The 20,722-nt window shown below is 61.4% G+C and carries 23 protein-coding genes and 1 riboswitch; of the genes, 9 read left to right on the top strand and 14 right to left on the bottom strand.

Annotated features, from left to right (window positions below):
* Positions 1-211: 211 nt before the first annotated feature.
* The 3 genes from H7C86_RS31450 to H7C86_RS31440 all read right to left on the bottom strand — a co-directional run bounded on the left by H7C86_RS31450 (position 212) and on the right by H7C86_RS31440 (position 2,607).
* Positions 212-826, bottom strand: a complete 615-nt coding sequence (locus H7C86_RS31450) for a hypothetical protein (protein WP_020968648.1) — start codon at positions 824-826, stop codon at positions 212-214.
* 49 nt (positions 827-875) lie between these two features.
* Positions 876-1,640: a hypothetical protein gene (locus tag H7C86_RS31445; protein WP_259349353.1), complete on the bottom strand. Its 765-nt coding sequence runs from the start codon at positions 1,638-1,640 to the stop codon at positions 876-878.
* A gap of 94 nt (positions 1,641-1,734) precedes the next feature.
* Complete coding sequence (locus H7C86_RS31440; RefSeq protein ID WP_182262933.1) at positions 1,735-2,607, bottom strand: hypothetical protein; 873 nt, start codon at positions 2,605-2,607, stop codon at positions 1,735-1,737.
* Between the two features lie 369 nt (positions 2,608-2,976).
* Between H7C86_RS31440 and H7C86_RS31435 the strand changes: the two genes are divergently transcribed.
* On the top strand, positions 2,977-4,353 hold the full coding sequence (locus H7C86_RS31435) for a wax ester/triacylglycerol synthase family O-acyltransferase (RefSeq protein ID WP_020906476.1): 1,377 nt from the start codon (positions 2,977-2,979) through the stop codon (positions 4,351-4,353).
* Between the two features lie 18 nt (positions 4,354-4,371).
* On the opposite strand, the gene H7C86_RS31430 is transcribed toward H7C86_RS31435, so the two are convergent.
* From H7C86_RS31430 to H7C86_RS31420, 3 genes are all read right to left on the bottom strand, one after another.
* Positions 4,372-4,635 carry a PPOX class F420-dependent oxidoreductase gene (locus H7C86_RS31430; RefSeq protein ID WP_308115618.1) on the bottom strand — a complete coding sequence of 88 codons (264 nt, stop codon included), beginning with the start codon at positions 4,633-4,635 and terminating at the stop codon, positions 4,372-4,374.
* 75 nt (positions 4,636-4,710) lie between these two features.
* A complete protein-coding gene (locus H7C86_RS31425) occupies positions 4,711-5,577 on the bottom strand; it encodes a hypothetical protein (protein WP_047889162.1) in 867 nt (288 codons plus the stop codon).
* Between the two features lie 12 nt (positions 5,578-5,589).
* On the bottom strand, positions 5,590-6,567 hold the full coding sequence (locus H7C86_RS31420; protein WP_020968653.1) for an HAD family phosphatase: 978 nt from the start codon (positions 6,565-6,567) through the stop codon (positions 5,590-5,592).
* A 177-nt stretch (positions 6,568-6,744) separates the two neighbouring features.
* Here H7C86_RS31420 and H7C86_RS31415 point away from each other — a divergent pair, with 177 nt between their 5' ends.
* The gene (locus H7C86_RS31415; RefSeq protein WP_182262932.1) at positions 6,745-9,105 is read left to right on the top strand and encodes an arylsulfatase; all 2,361 of its coding nucleotides are present in this window, start codon (positions 6,745-6,747) and stop codon (positions 9,103-9,105) included.
* 15 nt (positions 9,106-9,120) lie between these two features.
* Here H7C86_RS31415 and H7C86_RS31410 read toward each other — a convergent pair whose 3' ends face one another.
* The 5 genes from H7C86_RS31410 to H7C86_RS31390 all read right to left on the bottom strand — a co-directional run bounded on the left by H7C86_RS31410 (position 9,121) and on the right by H7C86_RS31390 (position 13,831).
* Entirely contained in the window at positions 9,121-9,894 is a 774-nt protein-coding gene (locus tag H7C86_RS31410) for an ABC transporter ATP-binding protein (protein WP_019747215.1), read from the bottom strand.
* A complete protein-coding gene (locus H7C86_RS31405; protein WP_020906481.1) occupies positions 9,891-10,931 on the bottom strand; it encodes an iron ABC transporter permease in 1,041 nt (346 codons plus the stop codon). The genes H7C86_RS31410 and H7C86_RS31405 overlap by 4 nt, the downstream gene beginning before the upstream one ends.
* Positions 10,928-11,680, bottom strand: coding sequence for a trans-aconitate 2-methyltransferase (locus H7C86_RS31400; RefSeq protein ID WP_020906482.1), 753 nt, complete (start codon positions 11,678-11,680; stop codon positions 10,928-10,930). The genes H7C86_RS31405 and H7C86_RS31400 overlap by 4 nt, the downstream gene beginning before the upstream one ends.
* Positions 11,681-12,694: an ABC transporter substrate-binding protein gene (locus H7C86_RS31395; RefSeq protein WP_182262931.1), complete on the bottom strand. Its 1,014-nt coding sequence runs from the start codon at positions 12,692-12,694 to the stop codon at positions 11,681-11,683.
* Between the two features lie 57 nt (positions 12,695-12,751).
* Positions 12,752-12,933: riboswitch (cobalamin riboswitch) on the bottom strand.
* 40 nt (positions 12,934-12,973) lie between these two features.
* The gene (locus H7C86_RS31390) at positions 12,974-13,831 is read right to left on the bottom strand and encodes a siderophore-interacting protein (protein ID WP_019747219.1); all 858 of its coding nucleotides are present in this window, start codon (positions 13,829-13,831) and stop codon (positions 12,974-12,976) included.
* A gap of 482 nt (positions 13,832-14,313) precedes the next feature.
* Between H7C86_RS31390 and H7C86_RS31385 the strand changes: the two genes are divergently transcribed.
* A complete protein-coding gene (locus H7C86_RS31385) occupies positions 14,314-15,105 on the top strand; it encodes an SDR family NAD(P)-dependent oxidoreductase (protein ID WP_020968659.1) in 792 nt (263 codons plus the stop codon).
* Positions 15,106-15,157: 52 nt separating this feature from the next.
* Here H7C86_RS31385 and H7C86_RS31380 read toward each other — a convergent pair whose 3' ends face one another.
* Entirely contained in the window at positions 15,158-16,498 is a 1,341-nt protein-coding gene (locus H7C86_RS31380) for a DUF1254 domain-containing protein (protein WP_182262930.1), read from the bottom strand.
* Between the two features lie 99 nt (positions 16,499-16,597).
* Here H7C86_RS31380 and H7C86_RS31375 point away from each other — a divergent pair, with 99 nt between their 5' ends.
* From H7C86_RS31375 to H7C86_RS31360, 4 genes are all read left to right on the top strand, one after another.
* Positions 16,598-16,999, top strand: coding sequence for a nuclear transport factor 2 family protein (locus tag H7C86_RS31375; RefSeq protein WP_182262929.1), 402 nt, complete (start codon positions 16,598-16,600; stop codon positions 16,997-16,999).
* Positions 17,000-17,163: 164 nt separating this feature from the next.
* Entirely contained in the window at positions 17,164-17,319 is a 156-nt protein-coding gene (locus H7C86_RS31370; protein WP_003945564.1) for a DUF6131 family protein, read from the top strand.
* A 136-nt stretch (positions 17,320-17,455) separates the two neighbouring features.
* On the top strand, positions 17,456-17,932 hold the full coding sequence (locus H7C86_RS31365) for a hypothetical protein (protein WP_031332956.1): 477 nt from the start codon (positions 17,456-17,458) through the stop codon (positions 17,930-17,932).
* A gap of 64 nt (positions 17,933-17,996) precedes the next feature.
* A complete protein-coding gene (locus tag H7C86_RS31360; RefSeq protein WP_029254636.1) occupies positions 17,997-19,154 on the top strand; it encodes an AI-2E family transporter in 1,158 nt (385 codons plus the stop codon).
* A gap of 7 nt (positions 19,155-19,161) precedes the next feature.
* On the opposite strand, the gene H7C86_RS31355 is transcribed toward H7C86_RS31360, so the two are convergent.
* On the bottom strand, positions 19,162-19,377 hold the full coding sequence (locus tag H7C86_RS31355) for a hypothetical protein (protein WP_019747225.1): 216 nt from the start codon (positions 19,375-19,377) through the stop codon (positions 19,162-19,164).
* Positions 19,378-19,564: 187 nt separating this feature from the next.
* On the opposite strand from H7C86_RS31355, the gene H7C86_RS31350 reads away from it, so the two are divergent.
* Complete coding sequence (locus H7C86_RS31350; RefSeq protein WP_070387172.1) at positions 19,565-19,834, top strand: DUF4235 domain-containing protein; 270 nt, start codon at positions 19,565-19,567, stop codon at positions 19,832-19,834.
* Positions 19,835-19,856: 22 nt separating this feature from the next.
* Here H7C86_RS31350 and H7C86_RS31345 read toward each other — a convergent pair whose 3' ends face one another.
* A complete protein-coding gene (locus H7C86_RS31345; RefSeq protein WP_019747226.1) occupies positions 19,857-20,264 on the bottom strand; it encodes a RidA family protein in 408 nt (135 codons plus the stop codon).
* A gap of 111 nt (positions 20,265-20,375) precedes the next feature.
* Here H7C86_RS31345 and H7C86_RS31340 point away from each other — a divergent pair, with 111 nt between their 5' ends.
* Entirely contained in the window at positions 20,376-20,591 is a 216-nt protein-coding gene (locus H7C86_RS31340; protein ID WP_019747227.1) for a BldC family transcriptional regulator, read from the top strand.
* Positions 20,592-20,722 lie beyond the last annotated feature (131 nt).

Below are 20,722 nucleotides of genomic sequence, written 5' to 3'. Positions count from 1 at the left end.
TGACGAAAACCGGTGGGCGGGAACTGGCCGAGCTCCACCGCGCCCTCGGTGCGTTACTCGACGCCACCGAAGCAGGAGATGGATAATGCGCCGGTCCGCTTCGTGGCGCAACCGATGGTGATCGTGTGCTGACTCGGTCCATAGGACGTTCGTTGGGGGAGCGGCGGAAGCGTCGATCCCCCAACGAGCCCTATTGTCTAGCTGTCGATCGTCACGGTGTCACGTTGATCGGTGTGGCCGATGCGAACTGCAGTGTGCCGGACATGGTTGCCGTGCCAGTGGCCGCGGCGGGGCAGACGGGCCCGGTGCCGGTACGCGTGTAGTTCACAGTGCCGGTGTTGCTTGCCACGACGCGCTGGTTGGGAATATCGAATGGCAGCGGTCCGATAGTGCTGGCCCCGACGGTGACTGTGCACGTGGATCCGGGCATCGTGACGACTGCGCCTCCTGCAGGAATGACCAGGGATCCCTGAGCCGATCCGGTGTCTGCCGAGACGTTCAATAGCCACGAGCCGGAGGTCGTGACCACAGCGGGTAGGCCGTTAGCCTTGCACCCGGTCAGGCTGGGGGTGCCGATGTTTACGTTGATCCCGCCCGTGCCGGTGGTGGAGTTACCCGGCGCCGCTGGGATGGTTCCGGATCCCGTCGTGCTGGAGCAGGTAAGCGTGATCGTGCCAGTCTTGATACTGAGATTGCTGCTCGAGGCAGTCACGGCTTGTCCCGCGGGAGTGACGACGGTCGAAGCCGAAGCGGTGCCGGCTGCGACCGCGATCGCGGCTACTGCGGCAGCTGTGACGAAGGTGGTGCGGCGAACTGCATGGGACATCGATATCTCCTTGTTGTCGGTGATACTTCGTGAGTCGCCGGTGCTTGCTCTACTGCGTCCGCAGGCTGTCGGCGCCGATGTTGAACACATCGCTTGTGGTGGTCAACGAGTTGTGACCACTCGAAGACGGAACGTTGGCGCGAAGATTGACTGCCCAATTCAATGCGCCGAACAGTCCGCATCCAGATGCGCCCGGTACCGCGAACGTCTGGTCGGCGTGCGTCACGTTTCTGACGGCGGCGGTATCCGGAAATCCTGGAACTTCCTCCAGGACACCATTTTCGGACACTCCGAGTTTGAACATGATCGGGTTGCTCGCAGAACCCAGATAGCAGTTGCCGCCCAGCAAGGGGTTGGAGATCTTCAATCTTGCCGGAAGTGTGACACCGAGTTGGAATGCGTCGACTGTCGGCAACGCGACCGGTTCGACTGTTGCCTTGATGGTGGTCAAGCCGCCGGGGAACGGTATACCGAGCCCGAAGATTCCTCCTGGTACCTCGATGGGGCTGGAATAGACGCCTTTGGTGCCGTCAGTGGGAGGAATGAAGATCTGGTCGAACCCGAATTCTGCGTCGGGGTTCTCGCGATAGGCGACTCCGCCGGCGATATTCAACGAGCCGGAAGGAATCGGTACTTTGAGCCCGTTGATGTTCATTTCGCCGCCTTTGACGACGACGTCGACACAGGTGCTTGTCTCCGGATTTGCTATCGGGCACTTTCCCCAGCCCCCGAACGGCGCATTGGGCAGCGGGGCCGCCGTCGCGGTTGACGCCGCCCCGAGAGTGAGGACTCCCGCTGCGACGACGGCGAGCATAGCTCTGAATCGTATTGTGCGCATGGACAAGTGAACTCCGTTTCGAGGTGGCAATCTGTCGTCGATGACGGTTCTGTGGCAGTGGGTTGGATTGCTAGTTGGCGCTACGTTCGGCAATGACGGCAGCGGGTTCGGGTGAGCCGGCCAGCTGTGGCCTGAGGCTGTCGGCACCGATGTTGTAGACGTCACTCGTCGTGGCGAGGGAGTTGGACGTGGTGGACGAGGGAAGCCCGGCGCGCCAGTTGACGATTGGATTCAGAACGCCGAACGGGCCACATCCGGAAGCTGTCGGGACGGCGAAGGGCTGTCCGGTGTGCCCGGTGTTTCGAACGACGGCAGTATCCGGGAAACCTGGAACCTCTTCGAGGACGGCGTATTCGGTCACATCCAAGTTGAGTTGAACGGGGTTGCTGTCCGAGCCCAGGTAGCATTTGCCGCCGAGGAGAGGGTTCGCGATCTTCAATTTGACGGGTAGCTTCACGCCAAGCTGGAATGCATCCACGGTGGGGAGTGCAGACGTCGACTCGACGGTGGCCGAGGCCTTGTTCAGTCCGAAGAGATTGTTGAATGGTAGGTCGATTCCGAGTGCGCCCCCGGGGATGTCGATAGGTTCGGCGTAGATCCCCCGACTGTTGTCGTTCGGTGGGATGAAGACTTGGTCGAATCCGAATTCAGCCTCTGGATTCTCCCGGTAGGCAACTCCGCCTGCGATGCGCATCGCCCCGGCGGGAATGCCGACGGAAAGCTTGCCGATCTTCATGTTTCCGCCGGTAACCGTGACGTCCATACAGGTGCTGGTCTCGGGATTGTCGATCGGACATGAATCCCAACCGCCGAAGGGGATCTCCGCTGCCGGGGCGGCTCCTGCAATACCTGCTGACAAGCTTCCCACCGCTGTGACGGTGGCGAACACAGTTGCGGTGGCGAGTGCGCCGAAAAGCCCACGCGACGTCGAACGTCGGGACATGTATTTCTCCTTTGGGTACAACCGACCAGTCGGGATTGTGATGATGAGTGACGGTAGTCACGTGTGACTTGGATGTACAGACAATTTGAAACAATTCCGACAAAAGTATTACTGCGATCGCCTTCGCTACTACTTGTGGCTGTGAGGATTGAAATTTGTTGCAGTGCTCTGTGTCTCGTCATTCACCCACGCATCGCTGTGAGGTGCTACGACCCGAAAAGGCGTTCGTCGACGGGAATATCGGACTCCTGTCGAAATCGAGGGGGCAATGTTTTGTCGGAGTCGCCAATGTGGGAAGTCAGGGCGAGTAACTTTGTCGAACAGCGGCTGATCGGTACTCCGGGCAGCTGCCCGAGAGAACGGATCGCCATGACGCTGATGCTGCCGCTCGACTCGATGTTCCTGCTGATGGAGTCACGAGAGCATCCCATGCACGTCGGTGGACTGTCGCTTTTCGTTCCGCCGGAAGGAGACGACGGCGAATTCGCCAGGTCGCTCTACCGTTCGCTCACCGACGTCGACTCGATTCGCCCCCTCTTCCGCCGCAAGCCGGTGCAGTTCTTGTCGAACTTCGCGCCGGTGCGTTGGACGGAGGACACGGATGTCGATCTCGAGTATCACGTCCGGTTGCTCGCGCTGCCCAAGCCGGGACGAGTCCGCGAATTGCTCGAGCTGACCTCCATGCTCCACGGCACGCTGCTCGATCGGCATCGGCCGCTGTGGGAGGCGTATGTGATCGAAGGTCTCGCCGACGGCCGAGTTGCCGTGTACATGAAGACGCACCATGCACTCATGGATGGTGTGTCTGCTGTTCAGGCGTGGTACCGCAGCCTCTCGTCGGACCCGCTCGATCGAGAATCGATGCCTCCGTGGGCGCAGCGACCTTCTTCGGGGCGGGTTCGAGCCAGTCGCGGGCTGGACCTGCAGAGGCGGGTGGGCTCCGTGATCGAGACCGTGCAAGATGTGGTCGGGGTGGGCCCTGCGATAGTGAACGCCGCTGCCTCGGCAGTGAAGGACCACGTCGCACCGTTGCCGTTTGCTGCCCCGAAATCGATCTTCAACGTCCCGATCACCGGAGCGAGGCGTGTCGCCGCACAGTCGTGGCCGATCGAGCGCCTGCGCAAGGTCAGTTGCGTTGCAGACGTGACGCTCAACGATGCGGTGTTGGCTATGTGTGCGGGCGCGCTGCGGCGATACCTGATCGAACTGGACGAGTTGCCGGACAAACCGTTGATCGCGATGGTGCCGGTATCACTTCGTAAAGGCGATGAGGGTGAGGCTTCCGGCAATGCTGTTGGTGCGGTGTTGTGTGATCTGGCAACCGAATTGGCGGATCCGGCGGCCAGACTTCAGAGAGTTCACGACTCGATGAGTAGCGCCAAGTCCCTGATGTCGGGCCTGACGCCCCTGCAGATCACGGCGCTCAGTGCATTGAATGTTGCCGGCCTCGGGTTGCCGCTGATCCCTGGTTCATCCCGACTGATCACTGGGCGCCCAGTCTTCAATCTGGTGATTTCCAACGTCCCCGGCCCGACGACGACGCGATACTGGAACGGCGCGAAGCTCGAGAGCTGCTATCCGGCATCGATTCCGTTGGACGGGCAGGCAATGAACATCACCGTCATCGGCTATGCGGACACCATGCAGTTCGGTCTCGTCGGTTGCCGCCGCAATGTCCCGCACCTGCAGCGGCTTCTCGGTCACCTCGAGGAATCACTGAGTGAACTAGAAGCCGCAGCAGGCTGATCAATTCGATTCGGGCATTCAGACGTCACGTCCGTTGACGACCAACTGGTGGACGTCCAGTTCTTTGTCGTCGAGGCCGAAGCTGATGATGCGTTCGGGGTGGATACGGATGATCGGTGCGTCGAGACCATGCGCACCAGCACCCGTAACATCCAAAGCCTCTGCCCGTCCACGGATTTCGACACACCTGACCCGCCATGGATCTACAGATGCGATGTCGTCCACGACAAACGCGACCCGCCCGTTCTCCGCGACATTGTGAAACTTACGGCTGCCCGTCATGTTGTAACCGCTGATGTCGATCGTGGCTGTATCCGGGGGAACTGCTGTAGAGGTCAAGATCTCCGAACGTGCAACTCATTCCGTCTCGTCAAGGCTCTCTTCTGCTTCGTCGACCCGGCGCTCGGCCTCGCGAAGCTCATCCTCGGACTCTCGAACCGCGACACCGGCAGCCTTCTCTGTGTTCTTGGCGAACTGTCGTTCCTGTTCTGCGTGTTCGAGATCGGCGCGGAGTTCTTCGATGCGGCGGTCGAGGTCGGACAGCTTTGACCTGGCATCCTCGAACTGGGCGGTCTCGGCCTTGACCCGTCGTCGGATTTTCTCGAGGTCTGCCCTGGCTTCCTTCAATTCTGCTTTCGCCTTGGCTTGTTCGGCCTTGCGATCCGGAGCAGTGGATTTGGCCGGAGCGCTGTCTTCGGTGTGGATCGCAGGGGCATCTTGTACGGAATCCTCCTCCACTACAGCAAGTCCCGCCGGCCCGAAACCGCTGTAACTGGCAGCGGTCACAACTCGTCCGAGTCGTACCTGCGCGGCAGTCTCCTCGTCGGACAGGGCGGCATTGAGGGTCTGCGCGACATCACGTAACGCATCCTCACCGGCATTCTTTCCACGCGAAGCCGCGATCTCACCGGATTTGTGGGCGAGACTTCGCACCACCTGCTGCCTCTGTGTCGTCAGCCGTCGCAAGTCCTGACCTGAGAGATGGCGTTGGGCGTCGCGTAGCGATTCGCCAAGCGCGAGAAGTGCATCCAGATCTTCGGATAGATTGCGCGAAATGAGATTGACCAACCATCCCACGGTGGTTGGCTTCCGAAGTTTTCCGATCTCCGCGGCCAGTGTGCGGTCGTTGTCCTCCCGGGCAGCCTTCACATGCTTTGTACGCGCCTCGACGAACTCGCCGGGGTCGAGGCCGTAGAGTTCGTCGGCGACATCATCGAGGGTCACACGTCCATAGTGTCATTCGGCGAGTGGTTCGAAGACTGTCTTCCAGTCGTTTTTGATGCTCACCACTGTCCACCCGTTTGCGCGCGAGACGTCGAGTGCGTGCTCGGCTCCGTCCACGTAGTCGAACTCGCGTTCCAGATCGTCATGGAGCACCAGAAGTCGAAGTGCCGGAATGTTCGGGTGTTCGGCGAACTGCAACATAGGTAGGTCACCGTTGCTGTTTCCGGCCGCGATGACGGGTCGTCGACCGATTCGGTTCCATATCTGTACGGGCTTGGCCGGCCCGTCGTCGACGACATCGGTTTGGGGCTGACGAAGGATCGTGCCGCTGTGGCCGTCGTCCTTCCACGTCAATGCCACGCCGCTGCCGATGACGCGATCTCGGGGGATGCCGTAGACCTCCTGACTGATCGGCCGCATGAAATCACGTCCGCCGCCAGAGACTATGTAGTTGGAGAAGCCTTTGGCCGCAAGGTAATCGAGCAACTCCACCATGGGCGAATAGCTGCAGTGCAAATATTTGCGATCGAGAGTGGGATGCGAAGCAGTGCGCAGGTAGGTATCGGCGTGGGTTTCGAATTCGTCGACTGTGACTTCGGCGAATGCCGCCAGGACACCGGCCGCGAGCACCTTCAGTGCGCTGTCGTCGCCGCGATAGTGCTTCGAGATCACATCGTTCAACCAGGCGTAGTCCTGCTCGAAGGCCGCCTGCCACGGTTGACGGTTGCGAAGAGTCGGATCCTGGTTGGTCATCTCGACGAGGCGGCGCAAGATGAAGTCGAGTTGGATCGGCATCGGCTTCTCACACCACAGGGTTCCGTCGTTGTCGAAGACTGCGATCCGGTCTTCCGGTGCGATTTCGTCCGGACTTCCCTCAGTCGTCGCGCGTTCGACGAATCGCCTGATGGCTTGTTTCGACGTGCCGTCCTGCCAGCTCGGAAGCGGGTCAGGGTTATCGGAGGTGGAGGCTTCAACGAATTGACTGCTCATGTGGTCCCTGGCTTCCAGTGAGGTGATGACAGACCCGGCACTTTCATACTCGGACCTCCTGCCGAAGATGGCATCGCCCATTTCGGGCGACAGCGCTTCGGTGAGCACAATCGGGGTATGCGATTGACCATGCAGCCGTAGAGGCTGGCATTCAGATCACCTACAAGGAGCCAGGTCATGGCCAACGCATTCAAAGGCGTCGTCAACCTCGATATTCGCGATTCGATTCCCGACTGGAGCCCGTACGAGCAGCCGAAGGCTGCCGCCGGCACGCCGAACATTCTCTACATCGTTCTCGACGACGTCGGATTCGGCGCCTTGGGTTGCTACGGGGGACCGATCGAGACGCCGAACATCGACCGCATCGCGGGCAACGGATTGCGGTACGGGCAGTGGCACACCACAGCGCTGTGCTCACCGACGCGATCGTGTCTGCTCACCGGCCGGAACCACACGACCAACGGAATGGCTTGCATCAGTGAGTGCGCGGTCGGGTTTCCCGGCGGGAACGGTCACATCCCTCCCGAATGTGCCACGCTCGCCGAGGTTCTGGTCGAGCAGGGGTTCAGTACCGCGATGGTCGGCAAATGGCACCTCTGCGCCGAAGACGAGATGAATCTTGCTTCCACGAAACGGAATTGGCCGGTCGGTCGCGGATTCGAGCGGTTCTACGGCTTTCTCGGTGCCGAGACCAATCAGTGGTATCCCGACCTCGTCCACGACAACCACCCCGTCGAACAGCCGTCGACGCCGGAAGAGGGGTATCACTTCAGCGTCGACATCACCGACAGAGCGCTCGAATACATCGGCGACGTGAAGTCGATAGCTCCGGACCGGCCTGTATTTCTCTACTACGCACCCGGGTGCGCACACGCTCCACATCACGCGCCCCGCGAATGGGCCGATCGCTACGCAGGCAGGTTCGACGCAGGGTACGAAGCCATGCGGGATGAGATTCTGGCGAGGCAGAAGGACATGGGACTTGTCCCGAACGACACGACTCTGCCCTCACTCAACCCGATAGGCACTCCTGACACCCGCACCGGACCTGGCGGCGAACCGTTCCCGCCGCTGGATTTCACCCGCCCCTGGGACACCCTGTCCGCTGACGAGCAACGACTGTTCTCACGGATGGCGGAGGTGTACGCGGGCTTCCTCTCGCACTGCGACGATCAGATCGGACGCCTGCTCGAATACCTCGAAGAAATCGAGCAGCTGGACAACACGATCATCGTGGTGGTTTCCGACAACGGTGCCAGTGGTGAGGGCGGACCCGACGGTTCAGTCAACGAGAACAAAATCGCGAACGGGGTACCCGACGACCTCGCCGAGAACCTGGCAAAGCTGGACGAGTTGGGCAGCACCGAGACGTACAACCACTATCCCAACGGGTGGGCGATGGCGTTCAACACGCCCTTCAAGATGTGGAAGCGGTACTCGTTCAACGGCGGAACCTGCGACCCCTGCATCATCTCGTGGCCGGAGGGCATCGACGCCCGAGGTGAGATTCGAGATCAGTACCACCATGCCATCGACGTCGTCCCGACTCTGCTCGACTGCGTCGGTGTCGACTTGCCCGACACGGTGAAGGGATACACCCAGCACCCGATCCAAGGCGTGAGCATGCGGTACAGCTTCGACGCAGGCAACATCCCCACCGCCAAGCACACCCAGTTCTATTCGATGCTCGGAGGACGAGGGATTTGGCGTGACGGGTGGAAGGCCGTCACCACGCACCCGACTCTGAGCGGGTGGGGTCATTTCTCGGAAGACACCTGGGAGCTCTACCACACGGAGGTGGACCGAGCCGAGCTCCGGAACCTTGCCGGCGAAGAACCCGGCAGGCTCGCCGAGCTCGTGGGGTTGTGGTTCCACGAGGCCGGCGCCAATCAAGCTCTGCCACTGGATGATCGGTCCGGTGTCGAACTCCTCACCACACCTCGTCCCCAGCTGGCTCCGCCGCGCAACCGGTACGTCTACCGTCCAGGGGGAGCCGAGGTACCGGAAGCCGTCGCTGTCAACCTTCGTAATCGTTCATACTCGATCGGGGCAGTTGTCGACTTGGCCGAACCGGGTGCGGCCGGTGTGCTGTTCTCGCATGGCGGCAGGTTCGGTGGTCACTCGCTGTACGTCAAGGACAACCGACTGCATTACGTGTACAACTTCCTCGGCAGTGAACAGCAGAAGATCGATGCCACCGAAGACCTTCCCATCGGCGAAAATGTAATCTTGGCAGCAACTTTCGACAAGGAAGGTGAGGATCCGCCGGGCACTGCGCACGGGGTGCTCGGCCTCTACTACGGCGATCGTAAAGTCGGTGAGGGCAGAATCCGCACTCAGCCAGGCAAGTTCAGCATCGGCGGCGGCGAAGGGCTCAATGCTGGCCGTGACAGCGGGGAGCCTGTGACCGACGACTACCCGGGTACCTCACCATGGGCGTTTACCGGTGGAACGCTCAGCCGGGTGGCGATCGACGTCAGTGGGGAACCGTACGTCGACCTCGAACGCGAAGCAGTGGCGATGCTCTCGCGTGAATGACAGATCTGCGCGCGTCTAATCCGAGCTGGGTGGAAGGTATCTCACGGTGGGTACTCCGCCGGGACCGTCCAGGCGGACTTCGGCATCGACCTGGTAGACCTCGGCTATCAGGTCGGCGGTGAGGACCTCGGTCGGGCTTCCGTGGGCAACGATGGAGCCACGGTTCAGCATCACTATCGAATCGCAGAACATGGCGGCCAGATTCAGATCGTGCAATGCCATGATCGTGGTGGTGGGCAGGCGACGCACGAGCGCGAGCAATTCGAGTTGATGGTTGATGTCCAGGTGATTGGTCGGTTCGTCGAGCAGCAACTCGTGAGGTTCCTGAGCGAGGGCGCGCGCGATCTGCACGCGTTGGCGTTCCCCGCCGGACAGGGTGTGCCACGACCGGTCGAGCATCCCGGAGAGGTTGGTGTGTTCGATCGCCGCGCGGACGGCGTCGCGGTCGGAACCTGAATGCCCGCCCCACAATCCGCGGTGCGGGGTGCGTCCCAATTCGACGACCTCGGCTACCGTCAGGTCGATCTCCGTGTTGCTGTGCTGATCGACGGTGGCAATCCGACGCGCGACATCTCGGCGTTTCCAATCAGGCAACGGAGTTCGGTCCAGAGTCACCTCCCCGATTGTCGGACGGTTCTGCCCGGCAAGCAGTTTCAGCAGTGTCGATTTTCCCGAACCGTTGGGGCCGAGAAGCCCCACCGTACTTCCGACGGTGGGGGACACGTCGAGGGCGTCGACTATGAGCGCCCCGCCGACCCGCCAGCTGACGCCGGCCGCTTCGAGTGTCATGGCCTGGCCTTTCGTCTCCAGAGGATGACGGCAAACGCAGGCACACCGACCAACGCGGTTACCACACCGGCCGGGAGTTCCTGCGGCGCAATGGCTGTACGTGCCACGGCGTCGACCCAGACCAGGAAGATCGAGCCGATCAGTGCGGACGCGGGCAGCAGTCGCCGATGGCTCGGACCGACGAGAGCCCGTGCCGCATGCGGGAGGACGAGGCCCACAAAGCCAATGGCGCCTGCGACGCTCACGATCACCGCCGTCATCAAAGCTGTTGCCAACAACAGGGTCACGCGCACCCGCCACACGTTCACCCCCAGCGACGACGCCGCGTCCTCGCCGAAGGCAAAGGCGTCGAGTGCGCGGGAGTGAGTCAGACAGACCACGAGGCCGACGGCGACCACCGCAGCGCAGAGCGCGACGTCGAGCCAGTCGGCGCCGCCGAGTGAGCCCAGGAGCCAGAACATCACGCCGCGAGTCTGCTCGGGATCGGCCGAGGTGATCACGATGAACGAGGTGAGCGCCGAGAACAGTTGGGTCGCGGCGACTCCGGCCAGGATCACCCGATCCGGCGTGCCGCCGGCCGCATGGGCGAGCAGCAACACAAGGGCGAAGGAGATCACCGCGCCGATGAAAGCGCCGCTCGACAAGCCGATCACCCCCGACCCCACTCCGAGGATCACGATCAGTACGGCACCGGTCGAGGCGCCGGACGAGATACCGAGGACAAATGGATCAGCCAGTGGATTGCGAAGCAGAGACTGCATGATCGCCCCGCACAGCCCGAGGCCCGCACCGCAGAGCGCGGCGAGCAGAGTACGTGGCAGACGAAGATCCCACACGATGCCGTCGCGGATAGGGGTGACGTCCGCCGCGGTACCGCCGAGATGGCCGACGACGATCGAGGCCACCTCACCGACCGACAGACCGGCCGGCCCCAACGTGATCGCCACGGCGGCCGACCCGGCCAGCGTGACAACACCGATCACCCACAGCAGGGTGACGGTCGTCGGGTTGTCACGCAGGCGAACTCTTGTCGTCATCTCACGCCGTAGACCACGTAGTCGTCGAACAGTTGCCAGACCGTTCCCGACTCTCGAAAACCTGCTTGCGCGAGCGCCGCCAACTGGAAGTCGACGGCAGTGGGCGCGGTAGCGTCGCGTCCGGCGAATCTGCGCTCTCGCTCGTCGGTCAGTGGTCCGATGCCGGGAGTTGCCCGCAACTCCTCCCACCAGCTGTCCCACTCGGGAGCGCCGGCAGCAAAGGCGGAGCGTTGCGTCTGCTCGTCGTGAGCCTTCGCCCATCGACCGATGACGGGGGAGCGGCTGTCGAAGCGGAAGTGATCACCGTTGAGCAGGACTCCGTCAGGGCTCAGCAGTTCGCGGCACTGCCGGTACACCTCGACGAGCTGTTGTGGTTGTAACCAGTGCAGCGCTGTTGTCGACACTATCGCCTGCACCGGTGCAGTCACCGAAGTCGGCCAATCGGTGCTCAGCAGGTCTGCGTCGACCAGCTGCAGTCGGTCACCGAAACGAGTCGACGACTGACGGGCGACTTCCAGCAGCATCGGGTCGTAATCGATCCCCACAACGCTCGCGTGCTTGAACTTCTCGAGGATCCGGGCGCTCAGTGAGCCCGGTCCGCAGGCCAGGTCGACAACCGTGAACGGGGTGTGCGCGTACTGCAATTCGAGAACGTCGAGAATCGCGTCGAATCGCTTTTCGCGGTCGGCGATGTATGCCGCCTGCTGGTCGTCCCACTGACGCACCAGTTCACTGATCTCCGCGGACATCTAGACCACACCCAACTGGCGCAGCCCGTCGGAGAGCTGTTCGATGCCACCGACATTGCGGATCGAGGGATCCATCGTCGTTCCCTCGAGGATGATGTAACGCTTGTTCTTCACTGCGGTGAGCTTGCTGGCGACCGGGTCCGATTCGAGGAACGCGATCTTGTCTGCGGCACTGTCGCCGTCTCCGCCGCGGTCGAGATCTGCGAGCACCAGCACGGTCGGGTCTCGATCGAGCACACTCTCCCAACCGATTTCGGGCCAGTACTGTTTGTTGTAGTCGAAGGCGTTCTTCGCGCCCACCGCGTCGGTCATGATTCCCGGTGCACCGCAGCACCCGGCGAAGTACGGAGTCTTCGTGGCTGCATACCACCACGCCAGCGTCACGTTTTCGGCTCCCAGCGACGCCGTGGCGGTGGCCGCGCGATCCTTCAAACTCTCGGTCAGCTCGACTCCTTTGTCCTTGACGTCGAACAGTGTTGCCACGTCGCCGATTTCGGCGTACAAGTCGTCGAGTGTGAGGGCCTTGCTCTGCTCGGCATCCTGACCGGTGCACTCGCTGGGCGACTGGTACGTCGCGACCCCGAGGTCGGTGAACTTGGTCCGGTCGGCGATGCCTTCCGAGGTGAACGTGTAATTGAAGGTCGTGTAGACCATGTCCGGTTCGCGTTCGAGGACACTCTCGAAGGACGGGAACTCGGTGTCGAAAGCTTGAACCTGACCGCGTGCCTCACGTAACTCGGGGAGTACGTCGTCGTCGCTCATGGCGTAGCCGGCCATCCGGTCCTGCACTCCCAGTGCGAACAGCATTTCGGCCGCAGGCTGATTTACCGCGATCGCCCGTTCGATCGGTCGCTCCACCGTGACGTCTCGGCCACAGTTCTGGACTGTCACGCGCGATTGTTCGGAAGAGTTGGATTGTCGGGCAGCACTGTCGTCGGAGGAGCAGGCAACCAACGACGCGCTCAACAAGGCCGCGACGGTAGCGGCGGGTAGGCGAAGTCTGGACAGACGCATGGAATCTCGTTCTCGCAGGGGCTCGTTCGCGGAGCCCGTTACCGTGTGAACAGGCGCCTGTTGACCCCTGCTGCCAGCCGGTATTCGGACTCGAGATCGCCCCACCCGAGCGCCTTCCCAGATTTTCATCCAGTGGCGTAAGCCCGGGCGGTCACCCTCACCGCTGCGCGTCAGTTCCGGATTCACACCGGATTCCCTGACCCCCTGTGTGGAGGTCCGCTGGCACAGAGGAACTTATCACCGCAGTGCACGGCCGGTCAGGTCGGCCGGTGTACGCGATCAGATCTCGATGGCCAGGTCGTCGATGTCGGTCAGGGTTCCACCGCCGGCGAGGATTCGCTCGTAGTTCTCGCGCCGACGGAGGTCGATTTCGGTGTTGCTGATGCCGCGCTTCCAGTAACCGAATATCGCGACGTCGTCCTTGTCGAGTCCGACGGTCGACCGAAAGTGCTTACGGATTGCGCGCATCTCGTTGCGTTCACCGGCTCCCCACACGACGTAGCTCGCGGGATCGGCGAGCTCGCGTGCTCGTACCGCCAGTGGGCCGTCGGGCTCGGCGAGATCTGCGCTCACGCGGTGAAGCTCCAGGCCGGGGAGGGCGGGCAGTTCGGCGAAAGCGACCTCGTCATCTGTTGTGACCCAGCCGATTCCGACCACGTCGGTAGGTAGCTGCTCGATGATCGAGTACAGCGCAGGTATTGCGGTGCCGTCCAGAAAAAGTGCGATCCGTCGACCTGGAACGTCGGGGACCAAGAAGTGTGGTCGCGGACCGGTGAGACCGAAGGTGTCACCGATGGTCAACGCCGCTGCCCACCTCATCATCGGGCTGGTCTGTCCGTGCAGGACCACGTCGATGACGATCGATCCGGTGGCGGAATCGTAGGAACGCACCGTGTACACACGCGAAGCGTCGTCGAAATTGGGCCCGAGATTCATTCGTACGGTGACGTTCGGGCGTGACCAGGTCGGATCGTCGGTCGACTCCGTCAAACGAGCCGTGATCCGCAGCAGGTGGTCGCTCGGTCGCTCCATTGCTTCGACGACGGCGAGAACGTCGTTGAGTCCGCGATTGTGGTCAGCGGTTCGTAGGACGCTCGCCCGGGGAGTTGTTGTGCTCGTGGCGTCTGCATGTGTCATCGACTGTGCTCCTGGATCGGGTTTTCGAGATGCCATCAGGTTAGTGCTGCCTAAGTCGGCACAGTTGTCCAGAAGTGACATCTGATTACCTGAATCAAACCTGCGTCGCGAACAACGCGTTTGAGCGACTTGTACTCGCGCTGCTACGGTGCCTGTGATGTCCATACGCCGCTGTACTCTCGATTCCGGCCGTGCACTGCGCACGGCCCGATTCGGCGTAGCGACATTCCGCCGGGGGCGTAAGGCGATCGACCGCCGCCCCTCTGGTCTTGTCTGGATCGAAAGAGCCTTGGCCGCACCGGCCGGATCCGTCTGACATTCGCCACTTCGGCGAGCATTACCTCGCTGAGATTTCGCAGTGCCACACCTGTTGCAGTGCTGCGTATTTCCCGTACCTGAAGTTTCTCGCGGGTGAGTTGTGAGTGTCGGCGCCGCCGAGCCTGGATTACCAGCCAACTCGTTTTCGTGAAAGGTACACAGCAATGAATCGTTTCGAAGGTCGTCGTATTCTCGTCACCGGCGCAGGATCGGGAATCGGGCAGGCCACCGCGCTGCGGTTGCTCGCCGAAGGTGGCCGCGTGGTCGCTGCCGACATCTCCGAGAAGGGTCTGGCAGACACCCGGAGGTCGGCTGAACATGCCTCGACGGAGGGTCGTCTCGACACCGTCGTCGTCGATATCGGTGACGAGAGTTCCGTCATCACGGTTGTGGGTCAGGCAATTTCGGCTCTCGGGGGATTGGACGTACTGGTCAACGCCGCCGGGATATTGCGAGGCGGGCACACCCACGAGACCTCACTGGACTTGTGGAATCGGGTGATCTCCGTGAACTTGACCGGCACCTTCCTCGTCACTCGTCAGGCACTGCCAGCTCTCCTGGCCACCGGCAACGCAGTGGTGGTGAATTTCAGCTCCACCTCCGCAGCCTTCGCGCACCCGTACATGGCCGCATATGCGGCGAGTAAGGGAGGAATCCAGTCCTTCACTCACGCACTGGCTCTCGAATACGGCAAGCAGGGTCTGCGCGCCGTCGCGGTAGCTCCGGGCAGTGTGAAGAGCGGGATCACCGACACCACGGCGTCGTACCTGCCGGAAGACACCGACTGGTCGCTCTTCGGCAAGCTGTCGCCAATTCTGAGCACTGATCTGGAGTCCGGTGGTGCTCCCATGGCCGGGCCGGAAAGTGTTGCGGGAGTTATCGCGATGCTGGCATCCGACGATGGTGCCTTCATCACCGGCACGGAGATCCGTGTGGACGGCGGCACTCACGCCTGATTCTGTGTCCGTCTGACGGCCTGGCCTGGGGCAGGCCGTCAGACGTGAGCCGTCATTCTCGCGAGCGAGTGATAGCGGGGACGACGTAGGACTGATCGAGTACGGCGGGCGAAGGTTCGTACATTCTCAGGACCGGTCGGAAGTCTCCGCGCGGGCAGGGGAGCCAGTTCGCCTTCGCCGTGGCATCTTTCGGCTCCTCGTGACTGATTGTGATCGTCAACGCACCGTCGGCGTCGTGGACGATGCCGGGAGTGCGGTCGCCGATCGAGTATCGGTCGATGGGGTTCGCCACGAGGAAGAAGTCCGGCACCGAGTACATCGTCAGCGACCAGAAGGCGCTCACCGGCGGAGTGGGGTCGAGTCTGATCGTGTAGGTGCGGTTTCCGTTCAATTGCGTTCCCTGATCGTCGACGTAGGTCATGATGTACGCCGCTTCGTAGGGGTGGTTGCCCCACAGCCCGCCCTTGGCCGCCGCCGCTCGTTCGATGATTCGCAACCTGGGATCGGCGATCTTGAATTGTGGATCGTCGATTGCACCGACCTCGAAGTAGTCGAGGTTGTAGTCGAAGGCGTGGAAAGTCAGCTTCCAACCGTTGGCCTCGGGGCTGGAGCCGTGCGTGAGTGCTTCGTGCAGATTCTTCTCTCCGTCGGTCAACCCGTCTGCGAGCGCCGCAGCGTCGTCGGCAGACAGCGATACATAGGGAGAGGCCCCGTGCTCGGTGACTCCGATCGGTGAGAACGAATCCTGGAGTTCTCGATCGCGCGGGGCCGGCGGAAAGGCCTGCGACCAGATGCGGAGTTTCTCGAGGAAGAGGAGGTCCTGGCTGACCTCGGAGTCGGGGACCGGTAGACCGGCCGGAGCCCCGGCGGAGTCGACGACGGTCAGGGTGGTGGCGTCCTGCAAGGCGTGCACGGCGGGGAGGTCGTCGTCGCCGCCGCACGCCCACCGACCGACGATCGATGCAACGGTCGTGGGAAATCTGATCACTGTGGTCTGGGCGGTCGGGGTTCCGGTCCAGGTGGGTGGGACGAGAAGGAAGTCTCCGCTCTTGGTGCCGGTGGCACGGTGCCCGACGTAAGCGAAATTGTTTGTCCAGGCGTCGACGAACTGGAGGACGTAGTAACGGCCATCGGTATCGGGGACGTGCAGCGCAACGGGGCCGACAGAAAGGTCGATCTGCGCCATGGAATACACGGTGTCGTTGTTGATCGTGACAAAAGTATCTGCCGGGCCGGCGAGTGTGCGGGCGTGACTGAAGGTGTTGAAAGGTGCGGCGGGGTTCGCTCCGACACCGTCGTGAACGTACCGATGGACCTGGTCGAGATTGAAAACGAGGGGAAATCCGTAGATGTACGCCTGAGCTGCAAGCTCGGTGCGACTGGTGTCTGTCATCTCTGCCCTCTCGTAGTTCGTCGGTTCGACGTCCACCTTGCGGGAACCCTGCCGTCGAGGCATCACCCGCCGAGGGTGACGACGGTAGAGGGAGAGGCCATGTCGGATCAGGAAACAGCGGTGCTGACTGCAACTGCAGACGAGTGGAACGTCGCGATGTGCTCGAACGACGCCGAACGGATCGGCGACTTCATGGCCGACGACTGGGTGATCGTCTCGGAGTCCGGGGTGTCCACCAAGGCGGAGTTTCTGGGCTTCGTGGCCTCTGGCGACCTGACTCATTCGGCGATGGATCGCGTCGGGCGCGCTCGCGTGCGTTTCTTCGGTGACGTTGCGCTTTTCACCACGCGGATCACGAATACTGCGCACTACGACGGAAGGCAGTACGACGCCGACGAGTGGACCACCGACGTGTTCGCCCGGCAAGACGGTCGTTGGCGCTGCGTGTTGAGCCACATCACGCCGGCCGTCGAGGCCAAGATCGAAGACATCGAACCGTGAGGGATAAGAAAAAGAAAGACCAATGTTTTAACGCCGACATTATTGGGTAGTAATACGAGTTTCGTATTTATGATGTCAATTATGGGATTTCTTGATTGTGAAGTTTTTGTAGTAGCGTCAGTTGAGTAGATCATTTCTATACGCATACCGGATGAGGTTCTCACATGATTGTTCTCGGCATTATTCTGGCGTTGATCGGCTTTTTCACGGGGTTGAGCATTCTGACCACCGTCGGCATCATTTTGGTCGTCGTAGGTGCAGTTTTGTCCATCCTCGGTGCTACCGGGCGTGCAGTGGGCGGACGAAAAGTCTGGTATTGATCGATACTGCGCGAGTAGCTGAGAAGGCGGTACCTGATCTCTTCGGAGATCGAGTACCGCTTTTTCGTTCTCCAATTGATTTTCGGTGTCTCCACCCGAAAGTATCGCTCTGAGCTGCGTCGGGTAAACATGAAGGATGCTTTCTCGAGATCATGCGGAAGAGAAACCTGCGGAGAGATTCAGGTTTCCTCGCAGATGGAATCAAGTTGACGAATCACGCCGCGGTTTGGTGTTGGCGTGGGTGGCCTTCACACTGACGTTCGGTGGAGCACGTCTGGTGACCTGGTTGATCCAGATCGACACCAGGGACGTCGGCGACATCAGTGCCGGTGGGACGCACCTTCACCATTACCTGTGGGGAATCCTCCTGTTGGCCGGGGTGGCGATCTTCGGCCTCGTAGACCGAAGCCCTCGCGCACGAACATGGATGGGCATCGCGTTGGGTATTGCACTCGGGCTCATCGTCGACGAGGCCGCGTTGCTGATCACTCTCGACGACGTCTACTGGCAGAGCGACGGTTGGCCCAGTATCGCCATCGCAGTGTCGATCATCGGAGTTGTGGGAACCGGGCTGGCACTGACCCGAAGCGGAGCGGAGAGGCCTCGAGGTTGATCCGACTACGGCACGGGTACTCACTCCCGTGCCGGGAAGTCGCGCGGATCGTGAGGTGGCTTGAATGGATCCCAGTTCCGCAGACCGTTCACCGGACTCCGAAAGTGAAGTCCAAGCCGTAGATCCGATGGCGGAAGCGGAACGCGAAGCCGCAGCATTGGCGACGCCTGTCCGGCCGCTGGGTGAGCCCGGACCGAGATTCGACCGTCGGTCACCGTTCTTCATCGGTCTGAGCGCCGCGGCCGGAGTTGCCGTGACTTATGCGGTGATCGAAGTGCTGCTTGCGGCGCGAGGCATGCTGATCCTGATCGTGGTCGCGCTGTTTCTCGCGGTGGGCATCGAACCGATGATCGTCTGGCTGGAGCGGAGACATTTCCGGCGCTGGATCGCAGTCACCGTGGTACTCCTCGGAATTGCAGTGATGTTGGCGCTGTTTCTCGTTGCTGCGATCACCCCGCTGGTCGAGCAGGGACGTCAGTTTGCATCGCACGCTCCCGAACTCCTGACACACATTCGTGACCGGTACCCGATCGTCAACGACCTCGATGAGAAGTATCACCTCGAGCAGCACCTCACCACACAACTGGATGGTTCGGGTTCTGCGCTCGCGACGGGTTTGCTTGGTGCGGGGCGGGCGGTGTTCAGCGCAGTCGCCGACGCCGGAATCGTTGCTGTACTGACGACGTACTTCTTGATCGACTATCCACGAATCCGCACGAATCTGTATCGGCTGGTGCCACATTCGCGGCGGCCCCGAGCAATCGCCATCGGTGATCAGATACTGGCAGGTGTGGGTGGGTACGTCCTCGGCAATGTTCTAATCTCCGTGATCACCGCAGTGTGCACCTTCGCGTGGTTGTTGATCTTCGACGTGCCGTACCCGTTGATCCTGGCGCTGCTGGTCGCTCTGCTCGATCTGATCCCGATAGTCGGTTCCACGATTGCAGGGGTTATCGTCGCCCTGGTCTCCCTGACAGTCTCTGTCCCAACGGCATTGGCGACAGTTGCATTCTTCATCGCGTTACGTCTGCTCGAGGACTACCTGCTCGTTCCGAAGATCATCGGGAAGACGGTAGCGGTCCCGGCGTTGGTGACTGTGGTCGCGGTCCTGTTGGGCGGAGCGTTGCTCGGTATTGTCGGTGCGTTGCTGGCGATTCCGGTCGCTGCGGCCTTGCTGTTGCTCGCAAGAGAAACGCTCTTCCCCCGCCTCGACGCTTCTTGACGGGTTTCTATCGGACGCTTCGCGCGCGACGCCGCGAACCAGGATTCGGCTTGGGGCACATCCGAGTCGGGATGGTTTCCCCTTCGTCGGTGATACGGAATACCGATACTTTCTCGCTACACCCGTGATTCAGATCGACCGCGTATGCGATGGCGGCGCGATCCGAGACGAAATCTTCCATCACCGTAGTACCGTCCGGTAGTTCGATTCTGTAGTTTTCCATGACTTACACAACCTTCTTTCGCTAAGACGATCCTACCCGGCCCGCGAAATGGCAAACCGTGGAACATAACGTGCGACAGTCAACTTCGCGCCGCGCCGGTGCAATGTTTCGACAGTTCGCCTGTGGGGTAGTGAGAGTCGGTCAGCCCGCTCAGGCGGTACGAATCGAACCATGGAGGATCCGCGCAATGAGCGCAGTATCGAAAGCGATGTACAAGCCACTCTCACTGGCGACGAGCGTCCTCGGCGGGCTTTTGGCCGGTGCCGTCTTCCAGCAGGTGTGGAAGCGCATCGGTGACGACAAGAATGCGCCCGAGCCAAAAGATTTGAGCAGGTCGAGTAAGGAAGTCCTGATCGCCGCCGCCCTGCAGGGAGCCATCTTCGCTGTTGTGCGAGCCGCTGTGGATCGTGCGGGGGCAAAGGGCTACCAGGCCCTTGCTCACGAAGATCCCCGGTAGGAACGCCCGGTTCGGTTCGAGTTCAGTCGACGACGGCCGCGATTGCCTCGATCTCGACCAGTTGATCGTCGTAACCGAGAACGGTCACACCCATCAGAGTGCTTGGGGCGTCGTGATCACCGAACGCGTCGCGGACTACCTCCCACGCCGCAACGAGGTCGGCTTGATTGCTCGACGCCACCAGGACGCGGGTGTTGATCACGTCGGTGATGGACGCGCCCGCGTCCGAGAGAGCTGTTCTCAGGTTGTCGACGGCCTTGGCTGCCTGTCCTGCGTAGTCGCCGATGGCGGCAGTGGAGCCGTCCTCGTTCAACGGGCAGGATCCGGCCAGGAAGATCAGTCGAGCCTCGGCGGGAGCCGTTGCTGCATAGGCGTATTCAGCGACCGATGAGAGTGATGTGGAACGGATCAGAGTTACCGACTTCGACATATTTTCCCCAAGGAATAGTAAAGTTTTGCAGCGAGTCTTTCACAGCGTGCCAGGGGTTGCCAATTCATTGTCGGACCCATCCATCCGCGCTACGGCTACGAATCACTGTCAATGAGCCGAGAAGAAGAGCACGCAGCATCTGTCGACGAATGGCTGACAACCAAACAGGTTGCCGCACTGTTCCATGTCGACAGGACCACGGTGTCCAGGTGGGCGAGGGAGGGCAAGGTCGGCACTCTGAGAACGCTTGGCGGACATCGGAGATACCGACGTTCGGAGATCGAGACATTGTTGCGCAACCGCTCGACGACGCTTGATCCGAACTAGCCTCCGACATGAAACAGACAGGTCGCCGAGCACGATGAGGGCTCGGCGACCTGTCTGGTCAGGATGAAGTAATTACGCCTTGGGGACGCGGATGATGAGTGCGTCGCCTTGTCCGCCGCCGCCGCAGAGTG

Origin of the sequence: Rhodococcus sp. UFZ-B548 (genome assembly GCF_903819475.1) — a bacterium.
Lineage (GTDB): Bacteria > Actinomycetota > Actinomycetes > Mycobacteriales > Mycobacteriaceae > Rhodococcus_F > Rhodococcus_F erythropolis.
This window is presented reverse-complemented; position numbering and strand designations above follow the sequence as displayed.